The 16,908-nt window shown below is 73.5% G+C and carries 16 protein-coding genes; 4 read left to right on the forward strand and 12 right to left on the reverse strand.

Annotated features, from left to right (window positions below; all coding sequences use genetic code 11):
- Positions 1–12 precede the first annotated feature (12 nt).
- On the reverse strand, positions 13–588 hold the full coding sequence (locus ACFWTC_RS11245; protein ID WP_383925862.1) for a histidine phosphatase family protein: 576 nt from the start codon (positions 586–588) through the stop codon (positions 13–15).
- Between the two features lie 31 nt (positions 589–619).
- Entirely contained in the window at positions 620–2,065 is a 1,446-nt protein-coding gene (locus tag ACFWTC_RS11250; protein ID WP_384029006.1) for a PLP-dependent aminotransferase family protein, read from the reverse strand.
- Between ACFWTC_RS11250 and ACFWTC_RS11255 the strand changes: the two genes are divergently transcribed.
- Positions 2,064–2,972, forward strand: a complete 909-nt coding sequence (locus ACFWTC_RS11255) for a DMT family transporter (RefSeq protein WP_383925856.1) — start codon at positions 2,064–2,066, stop codon at positions 2,970–2,972. The two genes, ACFWTC_RS11250 and ACFWTC_RS11255, sit on opposite strands and share 2 nt — an antisense overlap.
- Positions 2,973–3,045: 73 nt before the next feature.
- A complete protein-coding gene (locus ACFWTC_RS11260) occupies positions 3,046–3,249 on the forward strand; it encodes a DUF1918 domain-containing protein (protein ID WP_383925853.1) in 204 nt (67 codons plus the stop codon).
- A 61-nt stretch (positions 3,250–3,310) separates the two neighbouring features.
- Here ACFWTC_RS11260 and ACFWTC_RS11265 read toward each other — a convergent pair whose 3' ends face one another.
- Positions 3,311–4,624, reverse strand: a complete 1,314-nt coding sequence (locus tag ACFWTC_RS11265; RefSeq protein WP_384029008.1) for a glycoside hydrolase family 10 protein — start codon at positions 4,622–4,624, stop codon at positions 3,311–3,313.
- A gap of 154 nt (positions 4,625–4,778) precedes the next feature.
- Between ACFWTC_RS11265 and ACFWTC_RS11270 the strand changes: the two genes are divergently transcribed.
- Positions 4,779–5,681, forward strand: coding sequence for a 3-hydroxybutyryl-CoA dehydrogenase (locus tag ACFWTC_RS11270; RefSeq protein WP_383925849.1), 903 nt, complete (start codon positions 4,779–4,781; stop codon positions 5,679–5,681).
- 90 nt (positions 5,682–5,771) lie between these two features.
- Here ACFWTC_RS11270 and ACFWTC_RS11275 read toward each other — a convergent pair whose 3' ends face one another.
- The 9 genes from ACFWTC_RS11275 to infC form a co-directional block, all read right to left on the reverse strand.
- Entirely contained in the window at positions 5,772–6,302 is a 531-nt protein-coding gene (locus tag ACFWTC_RS11275; RefSeq protein ID WP_383925847.1) for an NUDIX domain-containing protein, read from the reverse strand.
- Between the two features lie 53 nt (positions 6,303–6,355).
- Positions 6,356–7,696 (reverse strand): transcriptional regulator, encoded by a 1,341-nt coding sequence (locus ACFWTC_RS11280; RefSeq protein ID WP_383925844.1) that lies wholly within the window; start codon positions 7,694–7,696, stop codon positions 6,356–6,358.
- A gap of 619 nt (positions 7,697–8,315) precedes the next feature.
- Positions 8,316–10,844 carry a phenylalanine--tRNA ligase subunit beta gene (pheT, locus tag ACFWTC_RS11285; protein ID WP_384029010.1) on the reverse strand — a complete coding sequence of 843 codons (2,529 nt, stop codon included), beginning with the start codon at positions 10,842–10,844 and terminating at the stop codon, positions 8,316–8,318.
- On the reverse strand, positions 10,844–11,995 hold the full coding sequence (gene pheS / locus ACFWTC_RS11290; RefSeq protein ID WP_383925838.1) for a phenylalanine--tRNA ligase subunit alpha: 1,152 nt from the start codon (positions 11,993–11,995) through the stop codon (positions 10,844–10,846). Before pheS ends, pheT begins: the two co-directional genes overlap by 1 nt.
- A 149-nt stretch (positions 11,996–12,144) precedes the next feature.
- Positions 12,145–13,509, reverse strand: a complete 1,365-nt coding sequence (locus tag ACFWTC_RS11295; RefSeq protein WP_383925836.1) for an ATP-binding protein — start codon at positions 13,507–13,509, stop codon at positions 12,145–12,147.
- A 56-nt stretch (positions 13,510–13,565) separates the two neighbouring features.
- Positions 13,566–14,426, reverse strand: coding sequence for a TrmH family RNA methyltransferase (locus ACFWTC_RS11300; RefSeq protein ID WP_383925833.1), 861 nt, complete (start codon positions 14,424–14,426; stop codon positions 13,566–13,568).
- Between the two features lie 113 nt (positions 14,427–14,539).
- A complete protein-coding gene (rplT, locus tag ACFWTC_RS11305; RefSeq protein ID WP_007263143.1) occupies positions 14,540–14,926 on the reverse strand; it encodes a 50S ribosomal protein L20 in 387 nt (128 codons plus the stop codon).
- A 101-nt stretch (positions 14,927–15,027) separates the two neighbouring features.
- Entirely contained in the window at positions 15,028–15,222 is a 195-nt protein-coding gene (gene rpmI, locus ACFWTC_RS11310; protein ID WP_030387121.1) for a 50S ribosomal protein L35, read from the reverse strand.
- Between the two features lie 102 nt (positions 15,223–15,324).
- Complete coding sequence (gene infC, locus ACFWTC_RS11315) at positions 15,325–16,086, reverse strand: translation initiation factor IF-3 (RefSeq protein ID WP_383925830.1); 762 nt, start codon at positions 16,084–16,086, stop codon at positions 15,325–15,327.
- A 337-nt stretch (positions 16,087–16,423) separates the two neighbouring features.
- Between infC and ACFWTC_RS11320 the strand changes: the two genes are divergently transcribed.
- A complete protein-coding gene (locus ACFWTC_RS11320; RefSeq protein ID WP_383925828.1) occupies positions 16,424–16,801 on the forward strand; it encodes a DUF1844 domain-containing protein in 378 nt (125 codons plus the stop codon).
- Positions 16,802–16,908: the final 107 nt, after the last annotated feature.

The raw sequence follows: 16,908 nt of genomic DNA on the forward strand, positions 1-16,908 counted from the left end.
CCGCCCCGCGGGTCAGCGGGCGGTGGGGAGGGAGAGGTACCAGCGGCCCGGACTGCCCGTGAGGGTGAGCGTGGACAGGGGGCGGACGTCGACGTTCCAGTAGGTCAGCGGGGGCGCCTTCAGTACGAAGACCAGGGCCGCCCGCACCACCGCGGGCTCCGTCACCGCCACGATCGCACTCCCGTCGTCCGCGGGCCGGGTGTCCAGCCAGCCGCCGACGCGGGAGATGAAGGCGCGCAGCGACTCGCCGCCGTGCGGGGCGGCCTCGGGGTCGGTCAGCCACGCGTCGACCGCGTCGGGTTCGTGGGCGGCAGCCTCGGCCAGCGTCAGCCCCCGCCAGCGGCCCATGTCGCACCCGCGCAGCGCGGGTTGGGCGAGGGGCGCGTACCCGAGGGCCTCGCCCGTGGCCCGGCAGCGCGGTGCCGGGGAGCAGTAGCGCAGGTCGGCGGCGCCCAGCGGCACCAGGCCCCGGGCGGCGGACTCCACCGCGAGGCGGCCGGCGACGTCCAGCGGACGGTCGTCGTCGAAGCGCTCGGCGAGCAGCGGGCAACCACGGGCTGCGGCAACGAGCGAAACCCGAACATGCATGCGGTGATGGTGGGGCGCGGCGCCCCCCGGGTCAAGCGTCCGGGGCGGCCGGGTCCGCGAGGGCGGCCCGCAGCCGTACGGCCGCCTCCACCAGTTCGGCGGGGCCCGCGACGGCCGCGAAGCTCATCCGTACGTGGGGCGCGGGCGGCTCCGCGCAGAAGTACGGGCGCCCGGGCGTGACCGCGACCCCGGCCCGCAGCGCCGCAGCGGTCACGGCGGTGTCGTCGCCGCCGACGGCGGGCCGTACCCACAGCTGGAAGCCCCCGGAGGGCGGATGGGGCACCTTCAGGCCGGGCAGCTCGCGCCGCAGCGCCCCTGTGAGCACGTCCCGGCGGTGCCGCAGCTCGGCGGCGACCGTCCGCAGGTGGCGCGGCCAGGCGGGTGCGCCGACCAGCTCCAGGGCCGCCTCCTGGAGCGGGCGGGGCACGAAGAAGCTGTCCACTACCTGGATGGCGCGCAGCCGGTCCAGGACCGGGCCGCGCGCGGCCAGGGCGCCCACCCTCAGGCTGGGCGAGGTGGCCTTGGTCAGCGACCGCACGTGGACCACCACCCCGTCCGCGTCCTCGGCTGCGAGGGTGGCGGGCAGGGGGCCGGCGTCTTCGTGCGCCAGCGCCCGGGCGTAGTCGTCCTCGACCACGAAGGCACCGGCGGCCCGCGCGATCCGCAGCACCTCGGCCCGCCGCGCCGGGGCCAGCACCGCGCCGGTCGGGTTCTGGAACAGCGGCTGGCACACGAACACCCGCGCCCCGGTGGCCTCGAAGGCCGCGGCGAGCAGGTCGGGCCGGACCCCCTCGGCGTCCACCGGTACGGGAACGGGCCGGCATCCCGAGGCGCGGGCGATGGCCAGCAGCCCCGGGTAGGTCGGCGACTCCACCAGGATCGGCGCCCCCGGCGGGGCGAGCGCCCGCAGGGCGGTCGCCAGTGCGTTCTGCCCGCCCGCGGTGACCAGGACGTCCGCGGCGCCGACCGCCCCGCCGATCTCCCGGGCGAACCAGTCCCGCAGCTCCGGCAGCCCCTCGACGGGCGGCCGCCCCCAGGCGCCGGGCCGCCGTCCGGCCCGGGCCAGGGCCGCCGCCATGGCCCGCTCGGGCTGCAGCGAGGAGTGGAGGTAGCCGCCGCTGAGCTCGATGACCCCCGGCGGCGGCATGGCGAGCGAGGCCAGCACCCCGGCGGCGTCCACGGACCGCGGGACGACCTCACCGGCCCCCTCCGCGCTGAGGGCGACCTCCTGCCAGGAGGTGTCCCCCGGCGCGGCGGCCTGCGCACGCGGCCGGGCGCGGAAGACGCCGGCTCCGGGGCGGGTGACGACGAGCCCCTCGGCGGCGAGCTGGGCGAGGGCCCGGGAGACGGTCACCGGGCTGACCCGGTAGCGGTCGACCAGGGACCTGCTCGACGGGAGCTTTCCACCAATCGAGTAGCGGTCCAGCTCCGCCCGCAGGGATTCAGCCAACTCCACCACACTGCTACGCTCGTACATGACAGCACAGAATAGCGCTATCCTCCCGCCGCCGATAGCGGTCGACGACTCTGTGAGCCGCCGGGGCACCCTCCTGGCCTCCCTGGGCGTCGTCGCCTTCTCGCTGACCTTCCCCGCCACCGCCTGGGGACTGGAGAGCTTCGGCCCCTGGTCCCTCGTCTCGTTGCGCAGCGCCCTCGCGGCGGTCCTCGCCGGCGGCTTCCTGCTGGCCCTGCGGGTCGCACCGCCCGCGCGGGCGCACTGGGGCGGGCTGGCGGTCGTCGCCGCCGGGGTGGTCGTGGGTTTCCCGCTGCTCACCACCCTCGCGCTGCGGACGTCGACCACCTCGCACGCCGCCGTGGTCGTCGGCCTGCTCCCGCTGACCACGGCCGCGCTCTCGGCGCTGCGTACCGGGGCCCGGCCCCCGCGCCGGTTCTGGGTGGCGGCCGTCGCCGGGGCCGCGGTCGTCCTCGCGTTCACCGTGGCGCAGAGCGGCGGCTCCCTCTCGGCCGGCGACGGCTACCTGTTCGGCGCGCTGCTGGTGTGCGCCGCCGGGTACACCGAGGGCGGGCGCCTGGCCCGGGAGCTGCCCGGCTGGCAGGTGGTCGGCTGGGCACTGGTGCTGTGCCTGCCGCTCAGCCTGGCCGGCTCCGTGCTGGGGCTGGCGTACGAGCCGGTGCACCTCACCGGGCACGGCCTGGCCGGCCTGGTCTGGGCGGCGGCCGGCTCCACCTTCCTCGGGCTGTACGTCTGGTACCGCGGCATGGCCGAGATCGGCGCGCCGCGGGCCAGCCAGCTCCAGCTCGCCCAGCCGCTGCTGACCCTCGTGTGGTCGGTGGCGCTGCTGGGCGAGCACCTTTCGCCCGCCGCGCCCGTGGCCGCCTGCGCGGTGCTCGTCTGCATCGCGGTCACACAACGGGCCAAGTGACGAACGGGTCAAACCACAACAGGACGACCTAAACTGCTAACACCGGATCGGACCGCCACCGAGGAGGTCGGACATGCACGCGACTGAGGGCGACCAGCTGGTGCAGCACGGCAGGATCGTAGGTCAGAACGACAAGGTCGGCGAGATCACCCAGGTCCTGGGGGACAACGGGACTCCCCCCTACCGGGTGCGCTTCCAGGACGGACACGAGGCGCTCATGGCCCCCGGGCCGGACTGCGTGGTCCGCCACCCCCACCCCGAGGCGGACGGGCACTGACGCCGCGGGCGCCGGCACGCCGGGCACCGGCCCGCCCGAAGCCACCCCGCCCGGCGCCGGCTCAGCGCGGGCGGACCGCCGATCCGTAGTGGTCGGCGACCACCCGGGCCATCGCCCCGTTGGGGTCCGCGGCCACCTGCTTCGCCGAGAACCAGAGGTGACCGCGGACCTCCGGGTACTGCCGCGCGAAGCGCACGTGCCGGGACGGCTCCGCCGGATCGCGCCAGGCGGCGGTGGGGCTGTTCGCGTCGCTCCGGTAGAGCGCCTCCCCGATGTAGAGGTCCACTCCCGTGCCCGAGACTGTCCGCGCCCACCACGGGACGACGTCGGCGTAGTCGGCGGTCGGGTGTCCGATGTGCCAGTAGACCTGCGGGGCCACGTAGTCGATCCAGCCCTCGGTGACCCACTTGCGGGTGTCCGCGTACAGGTCGTCGTACGTGCCGAGGCCCGCCTGCGTCGGTGAACCGAGCGGGTCCCGGTCGGCGTTGCGCCAGATCGCGAACGGGCTGATGCCGAAGCGCGCCGCGGGCCGGAGCGTCCGCAGCCTCCCGGACATCTCGCGGACCAGGGTGTCCGTGTTGTGGCGGCGCCAGTCCGCGCGGGAGGCGAAGGAGGAGCCGTACCGCTCGTAGGCCGCGTCGTCGTCGAAGGACTGGCCGTCCACGGGGTACGGGTAGAAGTAGTCGTCCCAGTGCACCCCGTCGACGGGGTAGCGGGCGACGGCGTCGAGCATCGCGTCCTGGACGAAGCGCCGCACCTCGGGCAGGCCGGGGTTGTAGTAGAGCTTCCCGCCGTACGGGACCGTCCAGCCGGGGTTGCGCCGGGCCGGGTGGGAGGGCACGAGCCGGCCCGGGTCGGTGTGGTTGGCCACCCGGTACGGGTTGAACCAGGCGTGCAGTTCCAGCCCGCGGGCGTGCGCCTCGGCGACGGCGGTGCCGAGCGGGTCCCAGCCGGGGTCGACCCCCTGCTCGCCGGTCAGCCACTGCGACCAGGGCTCCAGCCGGGAGGGCCACAGGGCGTCGGCCGCCGGGCGGACCTGGAGGACCACCGCGTTCAGGCGCCGCTCGACGGCCGTGTCGAGGAGGAACAGCAGCTCCTCGCGCTGCTCCGCCGCGGACAGCCCGGACTCGGAGGGCCAGTCCACGTTCTGTACGGAGGCGATCCACATCGCGCGGAACTCGGGGCCGTCCGCCCGGCCCGCCGGCCGGGGCCGCCCCGCCCGCACCGCGGTCCCCACCGCGCCGCTCGCCCCCGTGCCCGGCCCACCCGTAGCCCCCGCACCCGTCGCCGCTGCCGCCGCCGCGGCCGCCGTCGCGGCCGCGGCCAGCGCCCCCGCCGCCCCCGCCAGCAGCCCCCGCCGTCCGATGTACGCCATGTGACGACTCCGTTCCTTTGCGTGACATCCCTCTGCGTGCGCCCAGCATGCCCGCCCCGGCCCGCCACCGGGGTCAAGGTCGGGGGTAACGTCGGGGGGCGTGGCGGGCGCCGGAATGCAGTTACCACTGCCGAACACGGGGGACCCGCGATGGATGAGCAGCGAAAGGCACGATGTGACGGACCTCCCTACCCTCCCGACCGACATCGCTCGCGTCGGCGTAGTGGGCTGCGGCCAGATGGGCGCGGGCATCGCTGAGGTGTGCGCCCGCAGCGGCCTTGAGGTGATGGTCGCCGAGACCACCGGCGAGGCGCTGGAGATCGGGCGCACCCGGCTGCACAACTCCCTGATCAAGGCCGCCGAACGCGGCAAGATCAGCGAGGAGGAGCGGGACGCCACCCTGGCCCGCCTCACCTTCACCACCGACCTCGGCGAGTTCGCCGACCGCGACCTCGTGATCGAGGCCGTCGTCGAGAACGAGCAGGTCAAGACGGAGATCTTCCAGGTGCTCGACCAGGTGGTCACCCGCCCGGACGCGATCCTGGCTTCGAACACCTCCTCGATCCCGCTGGTCAAGCTGGCCGTCGCCACCTCGCGGCCCGACCAGGTCATCGGCATCCACTTCTTCAACCCGGCCCCGGTGCAGCAGCTCGTCGAGCTGATCCCGGCGCTGACCACGGGCCAGGAGACGGTCAAGCGCGCCGACGCCCTGGTGCGGGACGTGCTGGGCAAGCACGCGATCCGCGCCCAGGACCGTTCGGGCTTCGTGGTCAACGCGCTGCTCATCCCGTACCTGCTGTCCGCGATCCGGATGTTCGAGTCGGGCATCGCGAGCCGCGAGGACATCGACAACGGCATGGAGCTGGGCTGCGCCCACCCGATGGGCCCGCTGAAGCTGGCGGACCTGATCGGCCTGGACACGGTGGCCTCGGTGGCGGACTCGATGTACTCGGAGTTCAAGGAGCCCCTGTACGCCGCTCCCCCGCTGCTCCAGCGGATGGTCGACGCGGGCCGCCTCGGCCGCAAGACGGGCTCGGGCTTCTACCCGTACGCGTAGGCCCCCGCCCCGGGCCGTGCCCCTCGCGGGGCCGCGCCCTTCCCCGGACCGGGCCGGCACCGGTCCGGGGCACGATCCGTGCGGGACGGCCTAGCCCAGCCGCAGGTGGTGCAGCAGGAGCAGCCCGGCCGCCATGTTCGCGGCCGGGACCTCTCCGCGCGCGATCATTTCCGGTACGAGCTTCAGCGGGACCCACTCCCGGCGCGAGGACTCGAAGTCGTCCTCGGGATGGCCGGTGTAGGTGGCCCCGTCCGCCCAGTAGAGGTGGTGGCGGGCGTCCGTCAGCCCGTTGGACGGCTCCACGGTCATCAGGTGGCGGAGCGGGCCGGGCCGCCAGCCCGACTCCTCCTCCATCTCCCGCGCGGCCGCGGCCTCGACGGACTCGCCGTCCTCGACGACACCCGCGGGCAGCTCCCAGCCCCAGCTGTCGGTGATGAAGCGGTGCCGCCAGAGCAGCAGCACCTCGTCGGCCGCGTTGACGGCCGTGGCCACGGCCACCGGGCGCAGCCGGATCACGAAGTGGTCCAGGTGCCGGCCGTCGGGGAGCTCCACGTCCGCGAGGTTCACGTCGAACCAGCGGTTTCTGTACACGGTCTGCTCGTTCAGGTTCATCCACTGCACGGTCTTGCCACCTTCCGATCGGGTTGGTGGCAACATGGCAGCAGAACAGGCCCTCACAGGGGGACGCGCAGCGCCCCGTCGATGAGCAGGGCGGTCTCTTCCGCACCCGAACATCCGCTGGTCAGCAGCTGGGTGCGGACCGTCCGCAAGCGGTCGCGCAGGCGCAGCGACTCCATGCCCTTGGCGCGCTCGGCCATCTCGGCCGCGGCCGCCACGGCCCGGTCCGCCTCCCCCTGCCGCAGCTGGATCTCGCACAGCATCGCCAGCCGGTGCACCCGGCCGCGGTCGTGGGCGGGGGTTCCCACGGCGGCCGTCGCCTGCTCGTGCGCGCCCGCGAGGTCGCCCAGGCTGAGCAGTGCCTCGGCGACCTGGACGTTGACCAGTCCGGGCTGTACGTAGCCGGTCTCGTCCGGCTCGGTGCCCGGCCGGATCCGGTCGGCGGCCGACTCCGCCAGCCGGATGCACTCCAACGCGGCCCGGTGGTCTTCGAGTTGGGCGTAAGCCTTGGCCTGCATGGCGTACAGGTCGGCGGCCAGCGCCGGGGTGGTGTGCCGGCCCGCGGAGCGCAGCGCCGCCTCCGCGAAGGCGACGGCCTGGCGGTACTCCCGCAGGTGCAGGGACTGGTTGACGATCAGCGCGACGACGTACGCCCCGAGCCCCCGGTCCCCGCTGGCCTTGGCCAGGCGCAGGGCCTGGTGGAAGTAGCGCTGGGCCAGGCCGTGGGCGTCCGAGTCGTACGCGCAGATGCCCGCCACCGCCACGAGGGAGCCGGTGGCGCGGTGCAGGCGGCGGCCGACCTCGTCGGAGTAGCTCCCGCGCAGCATGGGCGCGGTCTCGCTGCCGAGGAAGCGGACCACGCGGTCCCGGGTCGCCACCCCGCCGGCCCGGCGGTACATGAGCTCGTAGTGCGCGCGGGCCGCCTTGAGGACCTCGATGTGCTCGGGCCCGATCCGGTGCGGGCCCTCGCGGGACACGTCGGCGTCCTCGGGCGGGTTCTCCCACTCCCAGACCGGGATGACGGCGGGCGTCCCGGTGACGGCCCCGGCGGCGAGCGCCCGGGACTTGGCCTGCCCGTCCGAACGCCACAGGGCCGCGGCCCGGTCGACGAACCCGCTGAGCGGGGAGCCGTGGAGGGCCGCGGGCCGGTCCGGCAGACCGAGCCCGATGTCGTCCAGCCCGACCGGGCGCCGCAGCCGGCCGCCGAGCACCTCGCAGATCAGGTCGGGAACCTGGCCGCGGGGGCGCTGGCCCTTCAACCACCGGGCGACGGCGGTGTGTTCGTAGCGTAGGGCGAGACCGCGGGTGCTGCCCGCCTGGTTCACGTACGCGGCGAGTCCGGCGTGGGACATGCCCGCCTCGGCGAGGAGGGCGTCGAGCAGGACATTGGGCTCCATGGGCCGCTCCAAGGGCTCTTCGGTCACAGGCTAGTGGGTGCGCGCTTCACACGGGGTGTACTGGGCCTGATTCACCCGGGGGTGGGCTGGGCCTGATCACACAGGGTGTACGGCGCCGGGTGCACACAGGGTGTACTGCACCTGATTCACACAGGGTGTGAACCACGTACGCGCATAAATGCGATCCGCACCCTCCCGCGGGAAACCCCGCGCGCGCTTCACTTAAGGGCCTCGCCAAGAGGTAGCCCGGGTCGTCGGCTCCCCCTCGTACAGTGCGACGACCCGTCATCGCGCCGCCCGCCCTGCTGTCTGCCCGACACTCCATGGCAGGCGGGCGGCGCGTTCGGGCTCCGTCGGCGCCCGGTTGGTCGCCGGGCCCCGGCGAGCCGGCCGACGCGCGCCGGGTCCATCCAACCGGCCCCGGCGCGCGGTTCGGCTCCCGCCCGGGCCCTCCGGCCCGGCCGTCGCGGGGCACCGGCAGGGCGGTTCGTCGGCGGGCCGCCCTTCCGGTGCGCCGCGTCGCGCACGCCCCCGGCCCCTTCCGCCGGCCCCGATCACGCGCGAGGGGCGCGCCCGGTGGTTCCGGACGCGCCCCTCGTCTTGCCGTGCGGGTGGGTGGCTACGCGCCCCGGAGCACCGCCCCGGTCAGCTCGCCGGCCAGTGCCACCGCCGCGTCGCGCGCGGCCGTGGACTCCTCCGCGGTCAGCGTGCGGTCGGCCGCGCGGAAGCGCAGCGCGTACGCCAGGGACTTCTTGCCCCCGCCGACCTGCTCACCGGTGAACACGTCGAACAGCCGCAGGGACTCCAGCAGTTCGCCAGCCCCGCGGCGCAGCGCGTCCTCCACGGTCGAAGCCGGGACGGACGCGTCCACGATCAGCGCGACGTCCTGGGTCGCCACCGGGAAGGTGGAGATCCGGGGTGCGTGCAGGGAATCGGCGCCGGCCGCCCCGAGGCGGTCCAGGTCGAGCTCCATCGCACTGGTGCGGGCCGGCAGGCCGAGCGCCTTCACCACGCGCGGGTGCAGCTCGCCGGCGTGGCCGATCACCTGCTCGTCACCGTCGACGGTGACGACCAGCTCGGCGCAGCGGCCCGGGTGCCAGGGGCCGTACTGACCCTGGCGGACGACGAGTTCGGCGCCGGCCTCGACGGCCAGCGCGCGGGCGGCCTGGACCGCGTCCGCCCAGTCGGCCGGGCGGCCCTTGCCCCACCAGCCGTCCTGCTCGCGCGCACCGGCCAGCACGACCGCGGCGTACCGCGGCTGCGCGGGCAGGGCCGCGTCCAGGGTCGCGATCTCCTCGTCCGTGGGACGCCGGTCGACGGGCAGCCGTACGGCGACACCCGCCCGCCCGGCGCCGAGGAAGACCGAACCGGTCTCGAAGAGCGCGAGGTCGTGGCTGCCCCGGCTGTCGTTGCGGCGCAGCGCGCCGAGCAGACCCGGCAGCAGCGTGGTGCGCAGCGCCGACTCCTCGTCGGAGATCGGGTTGACCAGCTTGACGACCCGGCGGGCGGCGTCGTCCGCGGGAAGCTGGAGCTGGTCGAAGACCTGCTCCCCCACGAACGGGTAGTTCAGCGCCTCGACGTAGCCGGCGCCGGCCAGCGCGCGGCCGACCCGGCGGTGCAGCTGCTGGCGGGCCGTGAGGCCGCGCCCGGAGGGCACCTGCGGGAGGGTGGACGGAAGGTTCCCGTAGCCCTCCAGCCGGATGACCTCCTCGGCGAGGTCGTTGGGCTCGGCGAGGTCGGGCCGCCACGACGGGACGGTGACGACGAGCTCGTCCTGGCCGTAGACGTCGCAGCCGACCTCCTGGAGGCGGCGCACGACGGTCTCGCGGCCGTAGTCCATGCCCGCGACGCGGTCCGGGTGGTCCGCGCTCATCGCGATGGAGCGCGGGGCACCCGGGGCGAGGAACTCGGTGACGCCGGCCTCGGCGGTGCCGCCCGCGAGCAGCACGAGCAGGTCGACGGTCCGCTGCGCGGCCGCGGCGGCGGCCTGCGGGTCGACGCCCCGCTCGAAGCGCTTGGAGGCCTCCGAGGAGAGCTTCAGGCGGCGGGCGGTGCGCGAGATCGACACGGAGTCGAAGTGCGCGGCCTCGATGACGACGTCCGTCGTCCCGACGACCTGTCCGGTCGCGGTGTCGGTGACGGAGTCGGCGATCTCGGTGTTGGCGCCGCCCATGACGCCGGCGAGGCCGATCGGCCCGCGGCCGTCCGTGATCACCAGGTCTTCGGCGTCGAGCGTGCGCTTGACCCCGTCGAGGGTGGTGAACTTCTCGCCCTGCTCCGCGCGGCGGACGCCGATCGTGCCGTCGATCCGCGAGCGGTCGTAGGCGTGCAGCGGCTGGCCGAGCTCCAGCATCACGTAATTGGTGATGTCGACGGCGAGCGAGATCGGGCGCATGCCCGCCTTCTGCAGGCGGCGGGTCAGCCAGATCGGGGAGCGCGCCTCGGGGTCGAGGCCGGTGACCGTACGGGTGGTGAAGCGGTCGCAGCCGGCCGGGTCGTCGACCTTGACCGGGTAGCCGTACGAGTTCGGCACGGGGACGTCGAGGAGCGCCGGGTCGCGCAGCGGCAGGCCGTACGCGGTCGCCGCCTCGCGGGCGATGCCGCGCAGGGACATGCAGTAGCCGCGGTCCGGGGTGATGTCGATGTCGAGGACCTCGTCGACGAGCTCCAGGAGCTCGATCGCGTCGGTGCCGACCTCGTGCTCGGGCGGCAGCACGATGATGCCGTGCGTGCCGTCGTCGCCCATGCCCAGCTCGTCGCCGGAGCAGATCATGCCGTGCGAGGTGCGGCCGTAGGTCTTGCGCGAGGCGATCGCGAAGTCGCCGGGCAGCACCGCGCCCGGCAGGACCACGACGACCTTGTCGCCGACGGCGAAGTTCCGGGCGCCGCAGACGATCTCCTGCGGCTCGCCGGTGCCGTTGGCGGTGCCGACGTTGACCGTGCAGAAGCGGATCGGCTTGCGGAAGCCCTCGAGCTCCTCGATGGTCAGCACCTGGCCGACGACGAGCGGGCCCTTGAGCCCGCCGCCGAGCTGCTCGACGGTCTCGACCTCTAGGCCGGCGTCGACCAGCTTGGCGGCCACGTCGCGGCCGGTCTCACCCGCGGGGAGGTCGACGTACTCCCGCAGCCAGGAAAGCGGGACGCGCATCAGATCTCACTCCCGAACGGCCGGGTGAAGCGAACGTCACCCTCGACCATGTCTCGCATGTCTTCTACGTTGTGACGGAACATCAGCATCCGCTCGATGCCGAACCCGAAGGCGAACCCGCTGTACTTCTCCGGGTCCACACCACAGGCGGTGAGCACCTTGGGGTTGACCATGCCGCAGCCGCCGAGCTCGATCCAGCCCTCGCTGGAGCAGGTGCGGCACGGGCGGTCGGGGTTCCCCACCGACGCGCCGCGGCACACATAGCACTGCATGTCCATCTCGGCGGACGGCTCGGTGAAGGGGAAGAAGTGCGGGCGCAGGCGCGTGGTCGTGCCCTCGCCGAACAGCTCCTGGACCATGTGGTCCATGGTGCCCTTGAGGTCGGCCATGGTCAGGCCCTCGTCCACGGCGAGCAGCTCGACCTGGTGGAAGACCGGGGTGTGCGTCGCGTCGAGCTCGTCGGTGCGGTACACCCGCCCCGGACACACGATGTAGACGGGGGGCTTGCGCTCCAGCAGCGAGCGCGCCTGCACCGGGGAGGTGTGGGTGCGCAGCACGACGCCGGACTCGGTGCCCGAGCCCGCCGCGGAGCCGCCGGCGGACAGGTTCTCGGGCCCCTGGACGAAGAAGGTGTCCTGCATCTGGCGCGCGGGGTGGTCGGGCGTGAAGTTGAGGGCGTCGAAGTTGAACCACTCCGCCTCGACCTCGGGTCCTTCCGCGACCTCGTACCCCATGGCCGTGAAGATGTCCGCGATGCGGTCCATCAGCGTGGTCAGGGGGTGCCGGGCGCCGGAGGGCACGCGGTCGTAGGGCAGCGTGACGTCCACCGCCTCCTCGACGAGCACCCGCTCGTCGCGCTCCGCCTCCAGCTCGACCGTGCGGGACCCGAAGGCCTTGTTCACGGCGCCGCGGGCCTGGCCGACGCGCTTGCCCGCCTCGGCCTTGGCCTGGGGCGGCAGGGCGCCGATCTCGCGGTTGGCGAGCGCCAGGGGCGAGCGGTCGCCCATGTGCGCGGTCTTCGCCTCCCGCAGCGCGTCGAGGTCGCCGGCGGACGTGAAGGCGGCGAGCGCCTCGTCCCGCATGCGCTCGATCTCTTCCGGTTTCAGTGCCTCGACCTCGACAGGGTCGTACGACTTGTTCGGTGCCGACATCTCTTCCCGTACTTCCGGTGGCTGGCTGGTGGTCCCCGACGACTTGATCGACCTGATCGACACAAGGACACAAAGGTGCCAAAGGTCGAGTCTAAAGGCCGCCGGGGGTGAAGAAGCCCGTGGGCCGCCTGGCGAGACGCTCCGCAGTGCTACTGCGTGAGGTAGGCCGGGGCGCTCACGGGCAGAATAAATCGGAACTCGGCTCCGCCGCCGGGCCCCCGGCCGACCGCGATGGTGCCGCCGTGGGCCTCCACGATGCCCTTGACGATGTACAGGCCCAGGCCGGTGCCGCCGCGCTTGCTCCCCCGCCAGAAGCGGGTGAAGACGCGGCCCATCGACTCCTCCGGGATCCCGGGGCCCTCGTCGGACACGGTGACGGCTGTTCCCTTCTCGTGCGGCGCTACGTCGATGGTGACCGTTCCCTCACCGTGCCGCACCGCATTTTCGAGGAGGTTGCCGAGGATCTGGTCGATCTTGTCCGGGTCGGCCCACAGATCGGGGAGCGGACGGCAGACGCTGACGAGGAACCGTTCGGGGGCCTGCCCGTTCGCGGTCAGCGCCTGGACGTGGCGGGCGACGGCGGTGCCGATGTCGACCGGCTGACGGCGCACCTCCAGGCGGCCGGAGTCGATGCGGGAGATGTCGAGGAGCTCGGCGATGAGCCGGGTGACGCGGTTGGCGTCGGCGTCGACGGTCTCCAGCATCAGCCGCTTCTGGTCGTCGGTGAACCGCTCCCACTTGGCGAGCAGGGTCGCCGTGAAGCCCTTGACGGAGGTCAGCGGGGAGCGCAGTTCGTGCGCGACGGTGGCGATCAGCTCGGCGTGGCTGCGCTCGGTGCGGCGACGGGCCTCGGTGCCGCGCAGGGTGACGACGAGGCGGCGCAGCGGACCGGTGGGGTGGGTGCGCACGTAGCGGGCGGAGACGAGCACCTCGCGGCCGCCGGGGAGCAGCAGGTTGCGCTCGGGCTGGCCCCGCCGGGTGGCCAGGCCTCCGTACGGGTCGGTCAGCGCCCACCAGCGGCGGCCTTCGAGGTCCTCCAGCGGCAGGGCGCTGTCGATACGGGTGCCGAGGGCCCGCGCGGGGTCGGTGGCGGTCATCCGGGCCGCGGCGAGGTTGAAGCAGATGACCCGCCCGGAGGCGTCGGCGACGACGAGCCCGTCGGGCAGGTCGTCGGGGTCGATGCCGCCGCCCAGCCGCTCGCCGGCGGCGTCGCCGGGCCCCGGACCGACGGGGATTCCCGGGCCGGGGGCCCCGGACTCGGCCGCGGCCCCGGCGTCGTACGCCGGTCGCGGCACGCGCGGGGTGTCCGGGACGGGCGTACGGGCCGCAGCGCGGGCCTGTCGCGCTCCGGCGCCCGGCCCGTCGGCGGCCTCGGCCCCGGCTCCGGGGGCGGGGCGGGCGGGACCCGACTGGGGTGGGACTCCGGCCAGGGCGGCGCGGACGTCCGGGAGACGCTCGGCGGCGGGGCCGGTGGTCCTGCCGGCCTGCGGCGAGCTGTTCGTACCGACGGTCATGTCCCCGTACCCCACATCTCCGAGTAGCGCAGTGGGCCCCCCGGGCCGCCACATTACTAGCTGGGGGTCACGGAGCGGCACCCTCCGGGCGCCCGCTGTGCACGCGCGGAGGCGTAGAGGCACACGGCGGCGGCCGTCGCGAGGTTCAGGCTCTCCGCCCTGCCGTGGATCGGAACCCGCACCACGGCGTCCGCCAGCGCCCGGGTCTCCTCCGGCAGGCCCCAGGCCTCGTTGCCGAAGACCCAGGCCGAGGGGGTGCCCATGGTGCCCGCGTCGAGCTCGGCGTCGAGGTCGTCCTCGCCGGCGCCGTCGGCCGCGAGGATCCGTACGCCGGCCGCCCGGAGGCCTGCGACGGCCTGCTCCACCGGGACGCCGACGGCCACCGGCAGGTGGAAGAGGGAACCGACGGAGGCGCGTACGGACTTGGGGTTGTACAGGTCGACCGAGGCGTCGGTCAGCACCACCGCGTCCGCGCCGGCGGCGTCCGCGCAGCGCAGGACGGTACCGGCGTTGCCGGGGTCGCGGACGTGCGCGAGGACGGCGACGAGCCGGGGCCGGGCCGCCAGGATCTCCTCGAAGGGGGAGTCCAGGAAGTGGCAGACGCCGACGAGCCCCTGCGGGGTGACGGTCTGGGAGACCTCGGCGAGGACCTCGTCGCCCGCGTAGTGGACCCGGGCACCGGCGGCCAGGGCGGCGTCGATGATGTCCGCGTAGCGCTCGGCGGCCTCGACGGTCGCGAACAGCTCGATCAGGGTGGTCCCGCCCGTGGCCCCGCGGTGTTCGACGGCCTCGCGGACGGCCTGCGGACCCTCGGCGATGAACCGGCGCTCCTTGGTGCGGAAGTTGCGCCGCGCCAGTCGCCTGGCGGCGGCCACCCGCGGGGATCGGGGGGAGATCAGCTCGGCGGGGGTGCCCATGGTGTCTGCGGTTCTCTCTCGGGTCCTGGTGCGGAGGGAAAGCACACGGACCCGCAGGCGAATGCCTGCGGGTCCGTGGGGGCCGGCCCCGTGACTGCCGGGCCGGCTAGCCCTTAGGCAGCGGCCTTGGGGGCGTTGACGTCGGCCGGAAGCGCCTTCTGCGCGACCTCGACGAGCGCGGCGAACGCGTTGGCGTCGTTGACGGCCAGCTCCGCGAGGATCTTGCGGTCCACCTCGATGTTGGCGGCCTTCAGACCCTGGATGAGGCGGTTGTACGTCATGCCGTTCTGGCGGGCAGCGGCGTTGATGCGCTGGATCCACAGCTGACGGAAGTCGCCCTTGCGCTTCTTGCGGTCGTTGAAGTTGTAGACCAGCGAGTGGGTGACCTGCTCCTTGGCCTTGCGGTACAGGCGCGAACGCTGACCGCGGTAGCCGGAGGCCGCCTCGAGGATCGCCCGGCGCTTCTTGTGGGCGTTTACTGCCCGCTTGACGCGTGCCACTTTTTAACTCCTTGTAGCGGGGCCGTGGTTGTCTTCACACGACCCGAATTCGATGGGGTCCCGGTCTTGACGTCCCGCTCCCGGAAGGGGAGCGGAGGGCGTCACTTGCCGAGAAGCTTCTTGATCTTCGCGGCGTCGCCGGGGGCCATCTCCGCGGTGCCGGTCAGGCGGCGGGTGACACGGGACGACTTGTGCTCGAGCAGGTGGCGCTTGCCGGCGCGCTCACGGAGCACCTTGCCGGAGCCGGTGATCTTGAAGCGCTTCTTGGAACCGCTGTGCGTCTTGTTCTTCGGCATAGCGCCGTTGTCTCCTCGTCGGTGGCGCTCCCGCCGGTCCGCTGCGGACCGGCTCCGGGAGCGTCATGTCGTGTTGGTGATCCGAGACGGGCTGCCCCGGAATCAGGCCTGGGTGTTCGCCTCGTCGGCGGGCGCCTCGTCGGCGGCCGCCTCGTCGGTGGGGGCCTCGGTGACCTCGGCGGCCTCGGTCTCCTCCGCCTCGAGCGGAGCGTCCTCGGAAGGAGCCCCGTCGTCGGTGTAGGAAACACCGTCCTCGGTGTAGGCGACGCCCTGGCGCTCGGCCTTGCGGGCGGCCTGCGCCTCGCGGGCCTCGGCCATGGCCTCGGTCTTCTTCTTGTGCGGACCGAGAACCATGATCATGTTTCGGCCGTCCTGCTTCGGGTTCGACTCGATGAACCCGAGGTCCTCGACGTCCGAAGCGAGACGCTGCAGCAGCCGGAAGCCGAGTTCCGGCCTGGACTGCTCGCGACCACGGAACATGATCGTGATCTTGACCTTGTCGCCCTGCTTGAGGAACCGAACGACGTGACCCTTCTTGGTGTCATAGTCGTGCGGGTCGATCTTCGGCCGGAGCTTCATCTCCTTGATGACCGTGTGCGCCTGGTTCTTGCGCGCCTCACGGGCCTTCATGGCCGACTCGTACTTGAACTTGCCGTAGTCCATGAGCTTGCAGACCGGCGGGCGTGCGGACGCCGCGACCTCGACCAGGTCGAGGTCGTACTCCTGCGCGAGCTCGAGCGCCTTCGCAAGCGGCACGATGCCGACCTGCTCGCCGCTGGGCCCGACAAGCCGTACCTCGGGAACGCGAATCCGGTCGTTGATGCGGGGCTCGGTGCTGATGGATCCTCCTCGGTAGCACCACACGGCTGCCTGGCAGACAGCCGCTGACGTGTATGTCCGTCAGACCTACCGCGGCGGGAGAATGAAAAAAGCCCCGCCGGGCACAGGCAGGGGCTCCAGAACAACCGGAGCACCGCCGCGTGCGAACCGCGGGGCGCAATATCGGGCGGCTTTCCATCGTCCGTACGGAACGATGGATACCGCCTGACCGGATGACCCGCCACCCCGGAGGGCGGTCGGGTGGGAGAACGGAGCCTCCACTTGTGGGCCGGGCACAGCGATGTCACAGCAGTGTCCGGCCGGTCGAAGTACATACTAGCACCCGCGTGGCAAGCCCGCCGCACGGCATATCGTGGGCCGTATGACTGACGCGACCCCCTCCACCGACCCCGCTGCCGACGCCTCCCCCGACTACGACGCAATGACCCGCGACATCGCGGACGTCCCCGCGGTCGAGGTGATCACCACGGTGGCCGTACACCTGCTGAGCGCCGCGGCGGTCAATCTGGGCCTGGACAAGCCGGACTCCGAGCACAAGGACCTCGACGAGGCCCGCAAGCTGATCACGGCCCTGGCCGGCCTGGTCACGGCGAGCGCCACCGAGATCAGCTCGTTCCACGCCGCCCCGCTGCGGGACGGCCTGAAGTCCCTCCAGCTCGCCTTCCGCGAGGCCTCGATCGTCCCGGACGAGCCGGGCCAGGGCCCGGGCGAGAAGTTCACCGGCCCGGTCTTCGGCTGAGCCCCGCACCACTCCGTACGGCGACGGCCGGCGCGGCCCCGAGGGGGCGCGCCGGCCGTCTTCGTACGGTCGAACGGTCCTGCGCCGTGCGCGGGCGGGCGGCAGCG

The organism is Streptomyces sp. NPDC058619 (genome assembly GCF_042717785.1).
Taxonomy (GTDB): domain Bacteria; phylum Actinomycetota; class Actinomycetes; order Streptomycetales; family Streptomycetaceae; genus Streptomyces.